This window comes from Pannonibacter sp. I15F10I1 (genome assembly GCF_900185665.1).
Lineage (GTDB): Bacteria > Pseudomonadota > Alphaproteobacteria > Rhizobiales > Stappiaceae > Pannonibacter > Pannonibacter indicus.
Genome location: NZ_FYAN01000011.1, coordinates 152,753 through 168,670 on the forward strand (window position 1 = coordinate 152,753; position 15,918 = coordinate 168,670).

The 15,918-nt window shown below is 63.2% G+C and carries 14 protein-coding genes; 8 read left to right on the plus strand and 6 right to left on the minus strand.

Going from position 1 to position 15,918, the window contains the following annotated elements:
* Nucleotides 1-42: 42 nt before the first annotated feature.
* Nucleotides 43-1,266: a mannonate dehydratase gene (gene uxuA, locus IF10I1_RS09240; RefSeq protein WP_186392603.1), complete on the minus strand. Its 1,224-nt coding sequence runs from the start codon at nucleotides 1,264-1,266 to the stop codon at nucleotides 43-45.
* A gap of 204 nt (nucleotides 1,267-1,470) precedes the next feature.
* On the opposite strand from uxuA, the gene IF10I1_RS09245 reads away from it, so the two are divergent.
* The 6 genes from IF10I1_RS09245 to IF10I1_RS09270 all read left to right on the plus strand — a co-directional run bounded on the left by IF10I1_RS09245 (nucleotide 1,471) and on the right by IF10I1_RS09270 (nucleotide 6,850).
* Entirely contained in the window at nucleotides 1,471-2,190 is a 720-nt protein-coding gene (locus tag IF10I1_RS09245) for a GntR family transcriptional regulator (protein ID WP_164477499.1), read from the plus strand.
* Between the two features lie 22 nt (nucleotides 2,191-2,212).
* Nucleotides 2,213-3,190 carry a TRAP transporter substrate-binding protein gene (locus IF10I1_RS09250; RefSeq protein WP_186392553.1) on the plus strand — a complete coding sequence of 326 codons (978 nt, stop codon included), beginning with the start codon at nucleotides 2,213-2,215 and terminating at the stop codon, nucleotides 3,188-3,190.
* A gap of 62 nt (nucleotides 3,191-3,252) precedes the next feature.
* Nucleotides 3,253-3,762 (plus strand): TRAP transporter small permease, encoded by a 510-nt coding sequence (locus IF10I1_RS09255; protein ID WP_019962937.1) that lies wholly within the window; start codon nucleotides 3,253-3,255, stop codon nucleotides 3,760-3,762.
* The gene (locus tag IF10I1_RS09260; protein ID WP_186392554.1) at nucleotides 3,759-5,036 is read left to right on the plus strand and encodes a TRAP transporter large permease; all 1,278 of its coding nucleotides are present in this window, start codon (nucleotides 3,759-3,761) and stop codon (nucleotides 5,034-5,036) included. Before IF10I1_RS09255 ends, IF10I1_RS09260 begins: the two co-directional genes overlap by 4 nt.
* Before the next feature lie 6 nt (nucleotides 5,037-5,042).
* Nucleotides 5,043-6,089, plus strand: a complete 1,047-nt coding sequence (locus tag IF10I1_RS09265; protein WP_186392555.1) for an L-idonate 5-dehydrogenase — start codon at nucleotides 5,043-5,045, stop codon at nucleotides 6,087-6,089.
* A gap of 113 nt (nucleotides 6,090-6,202) precedes the next feature.
* Entirely contained in the window at nucleotides 6,203-6,850 is a 648-nt protein-coding gene (locus IF10I1_RS09270; protein WP_186392556.1) for a DsbA family protein, read from the plus strand.
* Nucleotides 6,851-6,861: 11 nt separating this feature from the next.
* On the opposite strand, the gene IF10I1_RS09275 is transcribed toward IF10I1_RS09270, so the two are convergent.
* From IF10I1_RS09275 to IF10I1_RS09295, 5 genes are all read right to left on the minus strand, one after another.
* A complete protein-coding gene (locus tag IF10I1_RS09275) occupies nucleotides 6,862-7,947 on the minus strand; it encodes an ABC transporter ATP-binding protein (RefSeq protein ID WP_186392557.1) in 1,086 nt (361 codons plus the stop codon).
* 21 nt (nucleotides 7,948-7,968) lie between these two features.
* Entirely contained in the window at nucleotides 7,969-9,591 is a 1,623-nt protein-coding gene (locus IF10I1_RS09280) for an alpha-glucosidase (RefSeq protein ID WP_186392558.1), read from the minus strand.
* A 46-nt stretch (nucleotides 9,592-9,637) separates the two neighbouring features.
* A complete protein-coding gene (locus IF10I1_RS09285) occupies nucleotides 9,638-10,765 on the minus strand; it encodes a carbohydrate ABC transporter permease (protein ID WP_186392559.1) in 1,128 nt (375 codons plus the stop codon).
* The gene (locus tag IF10I1_RS09290) at nucleotides 10,765-11,760 is read right to left on the minus strand and encodes a carbohydrate ABC transporter permease (RefSeq protein WP_094462210.1); all 996 of its coding nucleotides are present in this window, start codon (nucleotides 11,758-11,760) and stop codon (nucleotides 10,765-10,767) included. Before IF10I1_RS09290 ends, IF10I1_RS09285 begins: the two co-directional genes overlap by 1 nt.
* A gap of 152 nt (nucleotides 11,761-11,912) precedes the next feature.
* Nucleotides 11,913-13,271 (minus strand): ABC transporter substrate-binding protein, encoded by a 1,359-nt coding sequence (locus IF10I1_RS09295; RefSeq protein ID WP_058897701.1) that lies wholly within the window; start codon nucleotides 13,269-13,271, stop codon nucleotides 11,913-11,915.
* Nucleotides 13,272-13,553: 282 nt separating this feature from the next.
* Here IF10I1_RS09295 and IF10I1_RS09300 point away from each other — a divergent pair, with 282 nt between their 5' ends.
* The gene (locus IF10I1_RS09300) at nucleotides 13,554-14,585 is read left to right on the plus strand and encodes a LacI family DNA-binding transcriptional regulator (protein WP_186392560.1); all 1,032 of its coding nucleotides are present in this window, start codon (nucleotides 13,554-13,556) and stop codon (nucleotides 14,583-14,585) included.
* Between the two features lie 5 nt (nucleotides 14,586-14,590).
* On the plus strand, nucleotides 14,591-15,916 hold the full coding sequence (locus IF10I1_RS09305; RefSeq protein WP_186392561.1) for a GH1 family beta-glucosidase: 1,326 nt from the start codon (nucleotides 14,591-14,593) through the stop codon (nucleotides 15,914-15,916).
* Nucleotides 15,917-15,918 lie beyond the last annotated feature (2 nt).

The window sequence follows — 15,918 nt, forward strand, 5'->3', positions numbered from 1 at the left end:
CCCTACGGCAGCGCATCTTCAAGGATAAACACACAATCCGTTTCAGGCGCGGGCAAGAAACCCGTGTTCGGCGTGCTCCAGCGCGGTGACGATGCCGCGCAGTTCCGCCAGCCCCTTCAGCCGCCCGATGGCCGGATAGCCAGGCTGTGCCTTGCGCTTCAGGTCGTCGAGAATGTCCTGCCCGTGATCCGGACGGAAGGGGATCGACACATCGCTGCGGCCTTCCGCCTTGCGGCGCGCTTCTTCCTTCACAACCTCGGCCAGCAGCGCCACCATGTCGGTATTGCCCTTCAGGTGCTCTGCCTCGTGGAAGGAGCCGAAGAGCGCATCCGTCTCACGCTTCACGTTGCGCAGATGCAGGAAATGCACCTTGGCGCCATGGCGGCGCATCATGCCCGGCAGATCATTGTCGGAGCGCGCACCCAGCGAGCCGGAGCACAGGGTGATGCCGTTCGACGGATTGTCCACCGCAGAGAGAATCGTCTCATAGTCGGCTTCCGTCGACATGATGCGCGGCAGGCCGAGCAGCGGATAGGGCGGATCGTCCGGATGGCAGCACATCCGGATGCCTTCCTGCTCCGCCACCGGGATCACCTCCTCGAGGAAGGCGATGAAATGGCGGCGCAGCTGATCGGCATCGATCGCGCCATATTCGGCCAGATGCGCCCGCACATCGTCCAGCGTCATGTGTTCGGCAGCACCGGGCAGGCCAAAGGCCACGTTGATGGCCAGCGCCTTCTTCTGCTCCTCGCTCATGCCCGCATGGCGGCGGGCGGCTTCTTCGGCAATCTCTGCCGGGAAGTCCTCTGCCGCCCCCTTGCGCTGCAGGATGTGAATGTCAAAGGCGGCAAAATCCGCATGGTCAAAGCGCATGCAGGTGCCGCCATGGTCCACCCGCCAGGCCAGATCCGTGCGCGTCCAGTCCAGCACCGGCATGAAATTGTAGCAGAGCACCTCGATGCCGGCCGCGCCCAGATTGCGCAGGCTGACCTTGTAATTCTCGATGTGCTCGCGCCAGTTGCCCTTCTGCTTCTTGATATCCTCGGAGACCGGGAGGCTTTCCACCACCTCCCAGGCAATTCCCGACGGGCTGCCATCGCTGCGCGTGGCGATCTCCCGCTGACGCCGGGCAATTTCCTCAGGCGTCCACACCGCACCGCTTGGCACGTGATGAAGCGCGGAGACCACGCCCTCCACCCCTGCCTGCAACATGTCGTCAATGCTCACAAGGTCCTTGGGACCAAACCAGCGCCAGGTCTGCCGCACGCGTTCCACTCCTGTTTCCGGCCTGCCACTTCTGGCCCGGCCGGTCCTTCGGGCCTTCCGGTTGCCCCGGTTTGCCGCCTCTTTCAGGGGGAAGGCATAGCATGCCCTCGCCCCTGCCGACTAGTATGGTAGTTTGATATTGACTTGTATGGTAGTATGGAAAATGATGCTGGCAAGAGGAGAGTGTGGAAAATGGACGGGAACATGACGGGTCAGATTCTGCCGCTCAGACCACTTGCCGCATCCGAACCGGGCGTTCCTGTCGGCCAGCTGGTGCATCGGGACCTGCGCCAGCGCATCATTCGCGGTGAGCTGGCGCCGGGTACTCTTCTGTCCGAGGCGGAGATGGCGCGCAGTTTCGGCTCCAGCCGCCAGCCCGTGCGGGAAGCCTTCATCAAGCTCGCCGAGGAAGGCCTTGTCGAGGTCCGCCCGCAGCGCGGCACCCTGGTGCGCAAGATCTCCATCAAGCGCGTGATGGACATCCGCTTCGTGCGGGAGGCCATCGAGGCGAATGTGGTTCACCTGCTGGCCAGCGAACCCGAACCGGCCATCATCGCGGACCTGCGCGCCCAGATCGCCCGCCAGCGCGAGGTCGCTCCCGATGCGCAGGATGTGTTCATGGCGCTGGACGAAACCTTCCACCACACCATGGCCCGCGCCATCGGCAAGACCTATGCCTGGGACGTGGTGGAAAGCGTCAAGGCCCAGATGGACCGGGTGCGCTATCTCAGCTTTGCCGATTTTCCGATCTCGCGCCTCATCGCCCAGCATGAGGCCATCGTCGATGCGATCGAAACCCGCAACCCGCAAGGCGCCGGAGAGGCCATGCGGACCCACCTGCGGGAGATCCTGAAGGACCTGCCGAACATCGCGGCCGCCCGGCCGGAACTGTTCGACATGGAAGAGGTGCAAGTCACCCCATAATCACATGAAGTGGAGGAAAAACATGCGTCGTTTCACAAGGCAGGCCCTTGCCGCTGCCATCGGGCTTGCCAGCCTGACTGCCCTTGGCAACCCTTCCCTTGCCGCAGAGCGCGTGCTCAAGCTTGGCCACCTCGCCAATGAGCAGAACACCTGGCACAAGGCCTCCGTGAAGTTCGGTGAGGAACTGAAGGCAATCACCAACGGCCGTATCGAGGTCGAAGTCTATCCGAACGAGTCCCTCGGCAAGGAAGTCGACCTGATCAACGGCATGCAGCTTGGCACGGCCGACATGACGATCACCGGCGAAAGCCTGCAGAACTGGGCGCCCATGGCAGCCCTTCTGGCCGTGCCTTACGCCTACAAGTCGCTGGAGCATATGGACGAGGTTGCCTCCGGCAAGATCGGCGAGGACATCAAGGCAGAGATCGTGGCACGCGCCCAGATCCGCCCCATCGCCTATTTTGCCCGCGGCCCGCGCAACCTGACCGCCAACCGCGAGATCAAGACCCCTGATGATCTCAAGGGCCTGCGCATGCGCGTGCCGAACGTGCCCCTGTTCGTCGACACCTGGAAGACGCTGGGCGCCCAGCCCACGCCGATGGCCTTCTCGGAGGTCTTCACCTCGCTGCAGTCCGGCGTGATCGATGCGCAGGAAAACCCGCTGGCGCTGATCAAGTCGGCCAACTTTGCCGAAGTGCAGAAGTTCGTGAACAAGACCGAGCATGTGCGCTCCTGGATCTATCTCACGATCTCCGAAATGACCTGGTCGCAGCTCAGCGCCGAAGATCAGGCGGCAGTCATGGAGGCGGCCAAGCGGGCGCAGGCCTATGAGCGCGAGCTGTTCCTTGCCGACGAGGAAAACCTCGTGAAGGAGCTTCAGGCTGCCGGCATGACCTTTGTCGAGGTGGATGCTGCCGCCTTCGCCGAAAAGGCACGCCCGGCCGTTCTGGCCAATGTGAAGGCGGAAATCCGCCCGATCGTTGAAGACCTCATGAAGTGAAAAGGCAGCTGCGGCCCCGGCACCTCGCCCGGGCCGCAGCATGCCTCCTTCGGGAGACAATCATGATTTTCAGACAGGCCCTCGCGCTTGTGGCAGCGGTCAGCCGTTTTGCCACCGGAGCCGCCTTCTTCATCCTGATGGGCGCCGTGCTCGTTCAGGTTCTCGGGCGCACGCTCTTTCATTCGTCACCCGTCTGGACGGAGGAACTCACCCGCTTCGCCCTGCTCTATGTTGCCGCCATCGGCCTCGGCCTTGCCTATCGCAGCGGCGATCTGGTCAACGTGGATCTGGTCTGCGAGAGCCTGCCCGCCCCCTGGCCGAAGCTGCTGCGGGCGCTGTCGGCCCTGCTGACGGCGATGCTGTGCCTGATCCTGATCGGCCCGGCCTGGCGCTTCACCTCCATCGGCGCCCTGCAGACGTCCCCTGCCCTGACCTGGCGGATGGACTTCATTCACGCCAGCATGCTGGTTGCCCTCGTCTCACTCTGCATTTTTTCCCTCGCGCGCTTCCTGTCCATCGCTACCGGCGAAAGTGACGGCCTGCCGCAGGCAGCCGGAGAAGAAACCCCGTGAGCCTTGCCATTCTCTTCGGCGTTTTCGCCCTCGGCCTGATCATCGGCGCCCCCGTCGCGGTGACGCTGGGCCTCGCCTCCATGACCTACCTCTGGTTCAAGGGCATTCCTCTCGTCGTCATGCCGCAGAAGATGTTTGCCGGTATCGACGTCTTCGTTCTCCTGTGCATCCCCGGCTTCATCCTGGCCGGTAACCTGATGAACCGGGGCGGCATCACCGGGCGTATCGTGCGCTTTGCCAATGCGCTCGTGGGCTGGATGCGCGGCGGCCTGGGACAGGCCAATGTCGCCGGGTCCATGCTCTTCGGCGGCATTTCCGGAACCGCCGTGGCCGATGCGGCCTCCATCGGAGGCATGATGATCCCCGGCATGAAGAAGGCCGGCTATCCGGCCGACTTCTCCGCCGCGGTTACGGCAGCCTCTTCCACCGTCGGGCCGATCATTCCGCCCAGCGTGCCGATGATCATTGTCGGCGCCCTCTCCGGCATTTCCGTTGGCAAGATGTTCATGGCCGGCGCCATTCCCGGCATCATGATGGGCCTCGCCATGATGGTGACGACCTACATCATCGCCGTGCGCCGCGGCTTTCCACGCCAGCCCTGGCAGGGCGTGCGCGAACTTTGCCTCGCTTTCCTCGGCGCCTTCTGGGCTCTGGCCATGACGGGCCTTATCGTCGGTGGCCTGCTGACGGGCCTAGCCACGCCTACGGAAACCGCCGTTGTCGCCAGCATCTACGCCTTCGTCGTCGGCGCGTTCTTCTACCGGGAACTGCCCATCCGCGAAGTGCCGAAGATCGTCATCGACAGCGCCGTCTCGTCGGCGGCCATTCTCGCGCTCGTCGGCTTTGCCAATGTCTTCGGCTGGATCCTCGTTTCCGAGCGCATCCCGCAGATGATTGCCGAGAGCGTTCTGTCCATCACCGACAACAAGTTCGTCGTGATCCTGCTGATCAACATCGTGCTTCTGATTGTCGGCATGTTCATGGAAACGATCGCGGCGCTGATCATCCTCTTCGTGCCGCTCCTTGCCCTTGCGCAGGGTGTCGGCATTGATCCGCTGCATTTCGCCACCTTTGCGGTGCTGAACCTGATGATCGGCCTCACCACGCCTCCCGTGGGTGTGTGCCTGTTCATCTGCGCCAACATCGCCAAGCTGCCGCTGTCGCCGGTCATCCGGGCCATTACGCCCTTCCTCATCACCAACATCATCGTGCTGCTGCTCGTTTCCTATATCCCCGGACTGTCGACCTGGCTGCCCACCTATCTTCTGGATTGAACCGTCATGGAAACTCGCGTGTGCCGTCTTTATGGCCAGCATGACCTGCGCATTGAAACAGCTGAAGTGCCGCAGCCCGGCCCCGGTGAGGTGCTTGTCGCCATCGGCGCGGGCGGGATCTGCGGCTCGGATCTGCATTACTTTCAGGATGGCGGGTTCGGCCCCATCCGCGTCCGCGAACCGATCATCCTCGGCCACGAGATTGCCGGAACCATCGCAGCCCTTGGCGAGGGCGTTACCTCGCTCAAGGTAGGCCAGAAGGTCGCCGTCAATCCCAGCCGGCCGTGCCGCACCTGCAAATATTGCGCGGAAGGGCATTTCGCCCACTGCCTGGCCATGCGCTTCATGGGATCGGCCTTGCGCTTCCCCCATGAACAAGGCGGCTTCCGCGACCTTGTGGTCACCGATGCCATCCAGTGCGAGCCCGTCGGCGCGCATGTGGACCACGCGGAGGCGGCCTGCGCCGAGCCGCTGGCCGTTTGCCTGCATGCAGCCAATCAGGCCGGACTTCTGGAAGGCCGCCACGTGCTCATCACCGGCGCGGGCCCCATCGGGCTGCTCTGTCTGGCCGCAGCCAAACGGGCGGGTGCTGCCAGCATCACCGTCACCGATCTGCAGGACGCGACACTGGCCGTGGCAACGCGGATGGGCGCAACGCAGACCATCAACGTCATGACCCAGCCCGAGGCGCTGGAGCCCTTCAAGGCGGACAAGGGGCATTTCAACGTGGTGTTCGAATGCTCCGCCGCAGCCCCGGCCCTGCGCACGGCCATCGAATGCGTCCGCCCGCGCGGCCGTATCGTGCAGGTCGGCGTAACCGGCGATCTGCCCATCCCGGTCAATCTGATCGTCGGCAAGGAGATCGAGTTCGTGGGCACGCACCGTTTCCATGAAGAGTATGCGCTTGCTGCGCGTCTGATCGACAGCGGCGAGATCGACGTGAAGCCGATCATCAGCCACCGCTTTGCGCTGGACGATGCGGAAGAGGCCTTCCGCATTGCCGGTGACCGCTCTCAGGCCATCAAGGTCAGCCTGACATTCGCCAGCGCCTGAGGCGTTCCCTGCACCGATTGTCTCGCCTGCGTGGACACGTCATCCACGCAGGCGTTCTTTTTCCTCGCCGGCGAACATGCCATAAGACCTGCCTCATCAGCAGAGGCCATGCCGTGAACCCTGAGATCATCTATCTTTTCGATCCGCTCTGCGGCTGGTGCTACGGTGCCGGGCCGGGGCTTGCACGGCTCGCGGCAGAGCCCGGCATCACGGTCACACTGCAGCCGGTGGGCCTGTTTGCCGGAACGGGTGCGCGGCCCATGGACCCGGGTTTCGCCTCCTATATCGTCAAGGCCGACGAGCGGATCACGGCGATGACCGGCCAGCACTTCAGCGATACCTACCGGCAGAACGTTTTGTTCGGCGGCACGCAGAGGATCGACAGCGGCCCTGCAAACCTTGCGCTCACCGCCGTGCGCCTGACTGAACCGGATGAGCTGCAGAAGGCCCTGAAGGCGCTGCAGGCGGCGCGATATGTCGATGGCAAGGACATCACCAGTCCGGCCGTCCTTGTAGAAATCCTGAGTGACGCGGGATTGCAGGCCGCGTCTGACCGGCTTGCCTCGCCTGACAAGGACCTTGAGGCTGCCATGCAGGACTGGATCAGCGAAGGCATGGGCCTGATGCAGGCCATGCGGGCGCAGGGCGTGCCCGCCCTGCAGCTGCGCACCCCTTCGGGCGGACGCTACACCATCGATACCCAGGCCCTGTTCGGCCCGCAGGTCGAGGCCCTGATCGAGGCCATCGCCAAGGCTGCTTGAACCAGGCAGCCTCAGCGGTACAGCAGCGACACGCCGTCGTGGAACAGATGCAGCGCCTCCGGCGCTGCCGTCAGCCGCACGGCTGAATGCCTGAGGCCCGAGCGGATGCCCGGCAATTTGGCAACCATCTGGCGCCCCGCCTCATCCTTCTCAAAATAGAGCAGCGTCACCTCGCCCAGCGCCTCGGTGATATCCACCGCGCCGGTGAACAGCGGATCACCCTCCGTCTCGCGCAGGTCCTCGGGCCGGACGCCGAGATTGACCTTGAGGCCCAGATCGCTGTCACGGCTCGGGATGGCGGCCACAGCCTCCAGACCGCTGTCCAGCCGCACCCGGGTCATCCCGCCGGTGGCAATGATCTCGCCCGGCAGCAGGTTCATCGCCGGACTGCCGATGAACTGGGCGACAAACTCGTTCTGCGGCTTCTGATAAAGCTCCATCGGCGTGCCGACCTGGCTGATGCCGCCGCCCGCCAGCACGACGATGCGGCTGGCCAGCGTCATGGCTTCCACCTGATCATGGGTCACATAGATCATGGTGCTGTCCGGCATCTGCTCCTTGAGCTGGGCAATCTCGATGCGGGTGGCCACCCGCAGGGCGGCATCGAGGTTGGAAAGCGGCTCGTCGAACAGATAGACCTTGGGATCACGCACAATCGCCCGGCCAATGGCAACGCGCTGGCGCTGGCCGCCGGACAGCGCCTTGGGCAAGCGGTCGAGATAGGGCGTCAGTTGCAGGATATCCGCCGCACGGGCGACTGCGGCGTCAATCTCCGCCTTGCTCTTTCCCGCGATCTTCAAGGCAAAGGCCATGTTGTCGCGCACGGTCATATGCGGGTAGAGCGCATAGCTCTGGAACACCATGGCAATGCCGCGCTGGGCGGGCGGCACGTCATTCATCACCTCGCCGCCAATCTCCAGCGTGCCGCCGGAGATCTTCTCAAGCCCGGCAATCATGCGCAGCAGGGTTGACTTGCCGCAGCCGGAGGGGCCGACGAAGACGATCAGTTCACCCTTCCTGATGTCCAGGTTGATATTGCTGAGAACCTTGACGCCGCCATAGGATTTGGCCACGTCCGTAAGCTTCAGATCTGCCATCTGCCGGCCCTCCCCTTGCCTTCAGCGCCTGCGCATGAGGCTGACGCCCCAGGGCCCGAGCGCGATGATGCCATCATGCTCCGAAACACTGCCAATCTCATGCCCGATCGTTTCCCAGTCCTGCGCGGGAATACGGATATCGGCCGGCGTGTCCGAGAGGTTGAAGGCGCAGAATATGGTTTCGCCATTCAGCTTCCGGGAAAAACTCAGCACATCTCCCGTCACCGTCATCGGCGACTGGCTGCCCTTCATCACGGACGGATAGGCATGGCGGAAGGCAATGGCACGGCGGTAGTGGTGGACCAGCGCCGCCGGATCATTGTCCTGCGCATCCACGGCCAGAGCATAGTGCTCGCTGGGCACCGGCAGCCAGGGCCGGGCCTCCGAAAAGCCGCCGCTCTGCTGCTGGATGTTCCAGACCATCGGCGTGCGGCAGCCGTCGCGGCCCTTGAACTTCGGCCAGAACTCGATGCCATAGGGGTCCTGCAGATCCTCGAAGGCAAGTTCGGCTTCCGGCAGGCCCAGTTCCTCGCCCTGATAGATGCAGGCCGTGCCGCGCAGGCACATGAGGAGCGTGGCATAGGTCCGCGCGGCGGCAGGCGTCAGGTGCCAGCGGGTGATGTGGCGCACCACATCGTGGTTGGAGAAGGCCCAGCAGGCCCAGCCGTCCGAGGCCACACGGTCAAATTCCTCGAAGACGCTCGCCACATAGGACGCGGTCATCGGGCGGTTTGCCAGAAACTCGAAGGCATAGGACATCTGCATCAGGTCATCGCCCCGGGTATATTCCCCCAGAAGCTCCAGCCCGCGCTGGCTGTCACCGATCTCGCCGACGGTGGCCGCGTTGTACTCGTCCAGAACCACACGGAAACGGCGCAGGAATTCCAGGTTCTCCGGCTGGTTCTTGTCATAGACGTGACGCTGGTGGTTGTAGGGGTTCACCTTCGGCGCCGTCAGATCGTTGCGCTCCTCCAGGGGCAGGGCCGGATTGTCGCGCAGCTCCCTGTCGCAGAAATAGAAGTTGATGGTGTCAAGGCGGAAGCCATCGACGCCGCGCTTCAGCCAGAAGCGGGCGACATCCAGCAGCGCGTCCTGCACATCGGGATTGTGGAAGTTCAGATCCGGCTGCGAGATCAGGAAGTTGTGCAGGTAATACTGCTCGCGCCTTGCATCCCAGTGCCAGGCCGGGCCACCGAAGATGGACAGCCAGTTGTTCGGTGGCGTGCCATCCGGCTTGGGATCTGCCCAGACATACCAGTCCGAACGCGGATTGTTCCGGCTCTGGCGGCTTTCCTCGAACCAGGGGTGCTTGTCGGAGGTATGGGAAAGAACAAGGTCGATCAGCACCTTGATGCCATGAGCATGGGCGGTCTCGATCACCCGGTCAAAATCGGCCAGCGAGCCGAACATCGGGTCCACATCGCAATAGTCGGACACGTCATAGCCAAAGTCCTTCATCGGCGAGGTGAAGAACGGGCTGACCCAGATGGCATCCGCGCCAAGGCTGGCGATATGCGGAATGCGGCTGACGATACCCGCCAGATCACCGATGCCGTCGCCATTGGAGTCCTGATAGCTGCGCGGATAAATCTGATAGATCACCGCACCGCGCCACCAGTCCTTGTCCTTGATGAGGGTGGTCATTCACGAAATCCTGTCGTTGATACGTCTGATACTTGAGGGAGGAAGGTTATTTGACGGAGCCGGCCAGCAGCCCGCGCACGAGGAACCTCTGCAGCGCGAAGAACACCAGCAGCGGCACGAAGATGGACACGAAGGCGGAAGCCGCGAGAATTTCCCACTCCCCGCCCTTGGAGCCCAGAAGCTCGCGCAACACGCCGGTCATGACGAGCTGCTGCTGGTTGTTGCCAAGGAAGACGGTGGCCACCAGCAGGTCGTTCCAGGTCCACAGGAACTGGAAGATGGCGAAGGACGCCAGCGCCGGGAAGCTGAGCGGCAGGATCAGCTTGAGGAAGATCTGGAAGTCGCTCGCCCCGTCCACCCGCGCGCTCTCGATGATTTCGCGCGGCAGGCCCACCATGTAGTTGCGCAAGAGATAGATCGCCATGGGCAGGCCAAAGCCCGTATGCGCGAGCCAGATGCCCAGATATTCCTTGCCGATACCCAGCGAATTATGCAGCCGCAGCAGAGGGATCAGCGCCAGCTGCAACGGCACCACCAGAAGGCCGACAATCGCGGCAATCAGCAGCGCCCGGCCCGGAAACTCCATCCACGCCAGTGCATAGGCGGCAAAGGCGGCAATCAGGATCGGGATGACCGTCGCCGGAATGGTCACAGTCAGCGTGTTCAGGAACGCACGGCCCAGACCTTCGGCCAAGAGCACCGTCTCGTAATTGGCAATGGTGAAGCTCGGCGGTGTTTCCGCCGTCACGAAGATGCGCGGGCTGCGGCCTTCGAACCGCACCGGGCTTTCCAGCCGGTAGGCGCCATCGGCTTCCACCGTCAGCGTCTGCCCATCGGCGAGGCTGGCCGTGGCTCCTGCCTCATGGGCCGCATGTTCGCGCGAGGAGGTGCCGAAGGCGGTCACGATGCCGCTGCCTGTGTCAAAGACATTGCCATCGATGACGAACCGCCCCGCCTCCTCCCGCTGGGAGGCGGCATCACCGGCCCGGACGATGGAATTCTGAACCGATGGAAACAGCGCCTTCCACCAGCCGGTGGCGGCAATCTGATCCGCCTGCCGGAAGGAGGAGACGAGAAGCCCGATGGTCGGAACCGTCCACAGCAGCACCAGCGCGATGACGGAGAGGTTGACGGCCCAGGTGAGCCCCGAGCGCTTGCCCGCAATATGATCCATCACTGCATCTCCTTGCGGGCATTGCGGATATTCCAGATCATGATCGGCGTCACCAGCAGCATGATCACCAGCGCCACCGTGGAGGCACGGCCCGCGTCATTGCCGCGGAACATCCAGTCAAACATGAGGTTTGCAAGCACCTGCGTGCCCGACTGGCCGTTGGTCATGGCCAGCACGATATCGAAGACCTTCAGCACCACGATGGTGATCGTCGTCCAGACCACGGCAATGGTGCCCCAGATCTGCGGCACCTTGATGCGGAAGAACACCTGCAGCGGCGAGGCCCCATCAAGGATCGCCGCCTCGATGGTCTCCTCCGGAATGCCGCGCAGGGCAGCGGAAAGAATGACCATGGCAAAGCCGGTCTGGATCCAGACCAGCACGATCATCAGGAACAGGTTGTTCCAGAGGTCAATGGTCAGCCAGGTCTGCGGCTCGCCGCCGAAGAACACAACCACCGCATTGAGAAGGCCGATCTGCTCCTGCCCGGCGGGCCGGTAGTCATAGATGAATTTCCAGATCACCGAGGCGCCGATGAAGGAGATCGCCATCGGCATGAAAATCAGCGACTTGGCGAGATTGCCCCAGCGGATGCGATCCGTCAGCGCTGCCGCCAGCAGGCCGAATGCGGTGGAGGCGGCAGGCACGAACAGCAGCCACAGCATGTTGTTGCGGATGGATTCGCGGAATTTCGCGTCCTCGACCAGCCAGATGTAGTTGCCAAGGCCGACAAAGCGCGTGCCCGAACTGTCATGCAGCGACAGCCAGACCGACACGAACACCGGGTAAAGCAGATAGACGCCCAGCAGCAGCAGGGCGGGCGCCAGGAACAGCCACGGCCGGATCAGGGCCGCCCGGTTGATGTTGCGCCCCGCATTGGCCCCGCGCGGGGGAAACACCGCGTCGAGGATGAGGTTGGAGCCGTAGAAATAGGCGACGCAGCCGAACACGCCGGCAACAATCGTCGCACCCGCCATCATGATCTGCTGGAGCATTGCCCCTCCCGCCCGCCTCGGCCCGCCGGCAGCACATGCGGCCTGCAGGGTCCCGGCATCCGGTTCAACCGGCTTTTTGTCGTTGTGAAGAGCCGCCAGCCGTATCGAAGCTGGCGACACAGGCCATCACTTCAGGCCATTACTTCAGGCCATTACTTCTTGATCGCGTCCCAGGCCTTCTGGATATCCGCACCGACCACGGCCGCGTCCTTGCCGCCGGCCACATAGTCCACCATGCCGGTCCAGAAGGCACCGGCACCAATGGCACCCGGCATCAGGTCGGATCCGTCAAAGCGGAAGGTGGTCGCGTTCAGAAGGATATCACCCATCTTCTTCAGGGTCGGATCGCCATAGACTTCCGTGTTGACGCCCTTGTGCGGGGTCAGGAAGCCCTTCTGCGCCATCCACACTTCATGGGCGATCGGCGTCTGCAGGAAATCGATCAGCGCCTGGGCGGCCGGGCTGTCCCTGGTGATGGAGAACATGGTGCCCGCACCCAGCACCGGCTGGCCAAGGTCCTTCTCCGCATAGGCCGGGAAGTAGAAGAAATCCACGTCCTCACCGATGACCGTGCCTTCGGGGAAGAAGGACGGGATGAACGACGCCTGGCGGTGCATGTAGCACTGCGGCGGCGAGGCGAAGAGGCCCTTCGGGCTGTCGCGGAAATCGATGGTAGCCACACCGGCCGCGCCGCCAGCCACGTATTTTTCGTTGCGGGCAAAATAGCCGAATTCCTCGATGGCACCCACCACCTTCGGATCATCGAACTTCAGATCATTGCGCGTCCAGGCGTCGTAATCCTCCGGCGACTGGGTGCGCAGCATCATGTCTTCCACCCAGTCGGTGGCCGGCCAGCCGGTGGCAGCCCCCGAGCCAAGACCGATGCACCACGGTGTGCCGCCATCTGCGACGATCTGATCCGTCAGCGCCTTCAGCTCTTCCATGGTCGTGGGCACTTCATAGCCCGCATCCTCGAAGTTCTCTGGCACGTACCAGACGAGCGACTTCACATCGACCTTGTAGAACAGGCCGTAGAGCGCATCCTGACCATCCTTGCCCTTGAAAGTCGCCAGATCCACCCAGGACTGGCCGGCAGCGTAATTGTCGCGCAGCCAGTTGGAGGCCTCATCGCCCAGCGGGGTCAGGAAGCCCTTGGCCGCCAGATCGCGCGCAAGACCCGGCTGCGGGAAGATGGCGACATTCGGCGGGGAACCGGCTTCCGTATCGATGACGATCTGCTGCTCGAAGCTGTCGGAGCCGGAATAGTTGACCTTCACCCCCGTCGCCGCCTCGAAATAGGCAAAGACGCTTTCCACCAGCACCTTGTCCGGCCCAAGCCAGGGGCCAAGCACCGTGATCGACTGCCCCTTCAGGGCATCGGACTTCACGCCTTCATAACTTTCCCAGTTGAAACGGCTGTCGGCGCCCGGCTCGAACTTCAGGCTCTGCGCATTGGCTGCGCCGCACATCAGCGCCAGCCCGGCCGCGCCGGCGAGCAAAACTGTCTTCATCGCTACCTCCCAGTACCGCGCCAGGTTCCTGCGCTTCACACGCCGGACCAAGCGTCATTCAAACCGCTTTGAATGACCCACACTCGCCGATCGGCGCATGCGAGTCAACGGGGATGTTTTTCAGGCATGCTACAACACCGCATACAACCTGAGTTTTCTCACCGCACTGCAACAAAACACCTGGTCAAAGATCTTTGACGCACGCACCGCAGGCAGCTAAAGTCACACAAACTTCAAAGCGGTTTGGGTGCTCAGACCCGAACTTATTCGCGATGTGCCCCGATGAATCTGAAGCAGTTTTCCCAGAAGCTGGGGCTTTCGCCCACCACGGTCAGCCGCGCCCTCAACGGGTATCCGGAGGTCAATGAGGCCACGCGTGAGCGGGTGCTGGCCGCCGCAAAGCAGCATAACTATCAGCCCAATGCCCGCGCCCAGCGCCTTGCCACGGGCCGCGCCATGGCCATCGGCCACGTCATCCCCATCGCCACCCGGCACGAGATGGTGAACCCCGTCTTTGCCGATTTCATCGCAGGTGCAGGCGAGAGCTACTCGCGCGCCGGCTACGAGATGGTTCTGTCCATCGTGCCGGATGATCAGGAAGCCAGCGTCTACCGGGAGCTGAAATCGCGCGGCACGGTGGATGGCATCATCGTCCATGGCCCCAAGATGGCCGATCCGCGCATTCCGTTGCTGCAGGACATCGGCCTGCCCTTCGTGGTGCATGGCCGCTCCAGCGGCACGGCGGTTCCCTATGCCTGGCTCGACATCAACAACCGCCGCGCCTTCCGCCGCGCCACGGACTTCCTGCTGGATCTCGGCCACCGCCGCATCGGGCTGGTCAACGGCCTGGAGTTCATGGACTTCGCCGCCCGCCGCCGCTCCGGCTATCTCGAAGCATTGGAAGCGCGCGGACTTAAGCCTGCGCCGGAACTGATGTTCAGCGCCGAGATGACCGAGGGACAAGGCTATGCCGCTGCTTCCGCGATGCTCGCCCTGCCCGAAAATCCGACCGCCTTCCTTGCGTCTTCCATGATCTCCGGCATCGGCGTACGCCGCGCTGTCGAGGAACGTGGCCTGAAACTCGGCAAGGATGTGTCCGTCATCATCCATGATGACGAGCTTGGATATCTGAAGAACGGCGCGGAAGTTCCGCTCTTCACCGCCACCCGCTCCTCCGTGCGTGAGGCCGGACGTCTGGCGGCGGACATGCTGCTGGCGCAGATTGCCGAGCCTGCCAGCGAGCCGCAGACCCGCCTTCTTGAATGCGATCTCATCATCGGCCAGTCCACGGGACCGGCCCCAGTCAGGACGTGAACTCCATGAACTTCACCCGTGCAGATTTTCCCGGAGACTTCCTCTTCGGTGCAGCAACTTCGAGCTATCAGATCGAAGGCAGCGCCCTTGGCGGGGCGGGCCGCAGCCAGTGGGATGACTTTGCCGCGACGCCGGGCAACGTCATCCGCGCCGAAAACGGTGCGCGCGCCTGCGAGCATATCCTGCGCATGGACGAGGATCTGGACCTGCTGAAGCAGGGCAATTTCGACGTCTACCGTTTCTCCACCTCCTGGGCCCGTGTCATGCCGGAAGGGCGCGGCGCGGTGAATGCGGAAGGGCTCGATTTCTACGACCGGCTGGTGGACGGCCTGCTGGAGCGCGGCATCAAGCCTGCCCTCACCCTCTATCACTGGGAACTGCCCTCGGCGCTTCTCGATCTGGGCGGCTGGCGCAACCGGGACATTGCGGACTGGTTCGCCGATTACACCACTCTCATGATGGAACGGCTGGGCGACCGTGTGTGGTCCGTCGCGCCCATCAACGAGCCCTGGTGCGTCACCTGGCTGTCCCATTTCCTCGGCATCCATGCGCCGGGCGTGCGGGATATTCGCGCCACCGCACGCGCCATGCACCATGTGCTGCTGGCCCATGGCCGCTCCATTCAGGCCATGCGCGCACTGGGCGTTAAGAACCTCGGCGCTGTCTGCAATTTCGAATATGCTGCGCCTGCCGATGACAGCGAGGAAGCCCGCAAGGCGGCAGAGCTCTACGACGGCTATTACAATCGCTGGTTCCTCGGCGGCATCTTCAAGAAGGAATATCCGGCCAATGTGCTGGAAGGCCTTGGACCCCATATGCCGAAGGGCTGGGAGAACGACTTTGACGTGATCGGCACGCCGGTGGACTGGTGCGGGCTCAATTACTACACCCGCAAGCTCATCGCGCCGGATCCGGACAGCGCCTGGCCCTCCCACAAGGAGGTGGAAGGCCCCTTGCCGAAGACCCAGATGGGTTGGGAGATCTACCCCGAAGGCCTCGAATTCTTCCTCAAGCGCACCCATGCGGAATACACGAAAGGCCTGCCGCTTTACGTCACCGAAAACGGCCTTGCCAATGATGATCACCTGATCAACGGCGAGGTGCAGGATGACGGGCGCATCGATTTCCTTGACCAGCACCTTGCCGCCATCCGCCGGGCAGCCAAGGCCGGCGTGCCGGTGAAAGGCTATTTCCTCTGGTCGCTGATGGACAATTACGAGTGGGCCGTGGGCTACGAGAAGCGCTTCGGCATCGTGCATACGGATTTTGACACGCTGGTGCGCACGCCAAAGGCCTCCTTCAAGGCCCTTGCAAAGGCCATCGCGCGCTGATT

Bases quoted from the DNA above. Each gene is read 5' to 3' on its own strand.
- IF10I1_RS09245 (WP_164477499.1), top strand. From the start codon at position 1,471: ATGACGGGTCAGATTCTGCCGCTCAGACCACTTGCCGCATCCGAACCG.
- IF10I1_RS09250 (WP_186392553.1), top strand. From the start codon at position 2,213: ATGCGTCGTTTCACAAGGCAGGCCCTTGCCGCTGCCATCGGGCTTGCC.
- IF10I1_RS09255 (WP_019962937.1), top strand. From the start codon at position 3,253: ATGATTTTCAGACAGGCCCTCGCGCTTGTGGCAGCGGTCAGCCGTTTT.
- IF10I1_RS09265 (WP_186392555.1), top strand. From the start codon at position 5,043: ATGGAAACTCGCGTGTGCCGTCTTTATGGCCAGCATGACCTGCGCATT.
- IF10I1_RS09275 (WP_186392557.1), bottom strand. From the start codon at position 7,947: ATGGCAGATCTGAAGCTTACGGACGTGGCCAAATCCTATGGCGGCGTC.
- IF10I1_RS09280 (WP_186392558.1), bottom strand. From the start codon at position 9,591: ATGACCACCCTCATCAAGGACAAGGACTGGTGGCGCGGTGCGGTGATC.
- IF10I1_RS09285 (WP_186392559.1), bottom strand. From the start codon at position 10,765: ATGGATCATATTGCGGGCAAGCGCTCGGGGCTCACCTGGGCCGTCAAC.
- IF10I1_RS09290 (WP_094462210.1), bottom strand. From the start codon at position 11,760: ATGCTCCAGCAGATCATGATGGCGGGTGCGACGATTGTTGCCGGCGTG.
- IF10I1_RS09295 (WP_058897701.1), bottom strand. From the start codon at position 13,271: ATGAAGACAGTTTTGCTCGCCGGCGCGGCCGGGCTGGCGCTGATGTGC.
- IF10I1_RS09300 (WP_186392560.1), top strand. From the start codon at position 13,554: ATGAATCTGAAGCAGTTTTCCCAGAAGCTGGGGCTTTCGCCCACCACG.
- IF10I1_RS09305 (WP_186392561.1), top strand. From the start codon at position 14,591: ATGAACTTCACCCGTGCAGATTTTCCCGGAGACTTCCTCTTCGGTGCA.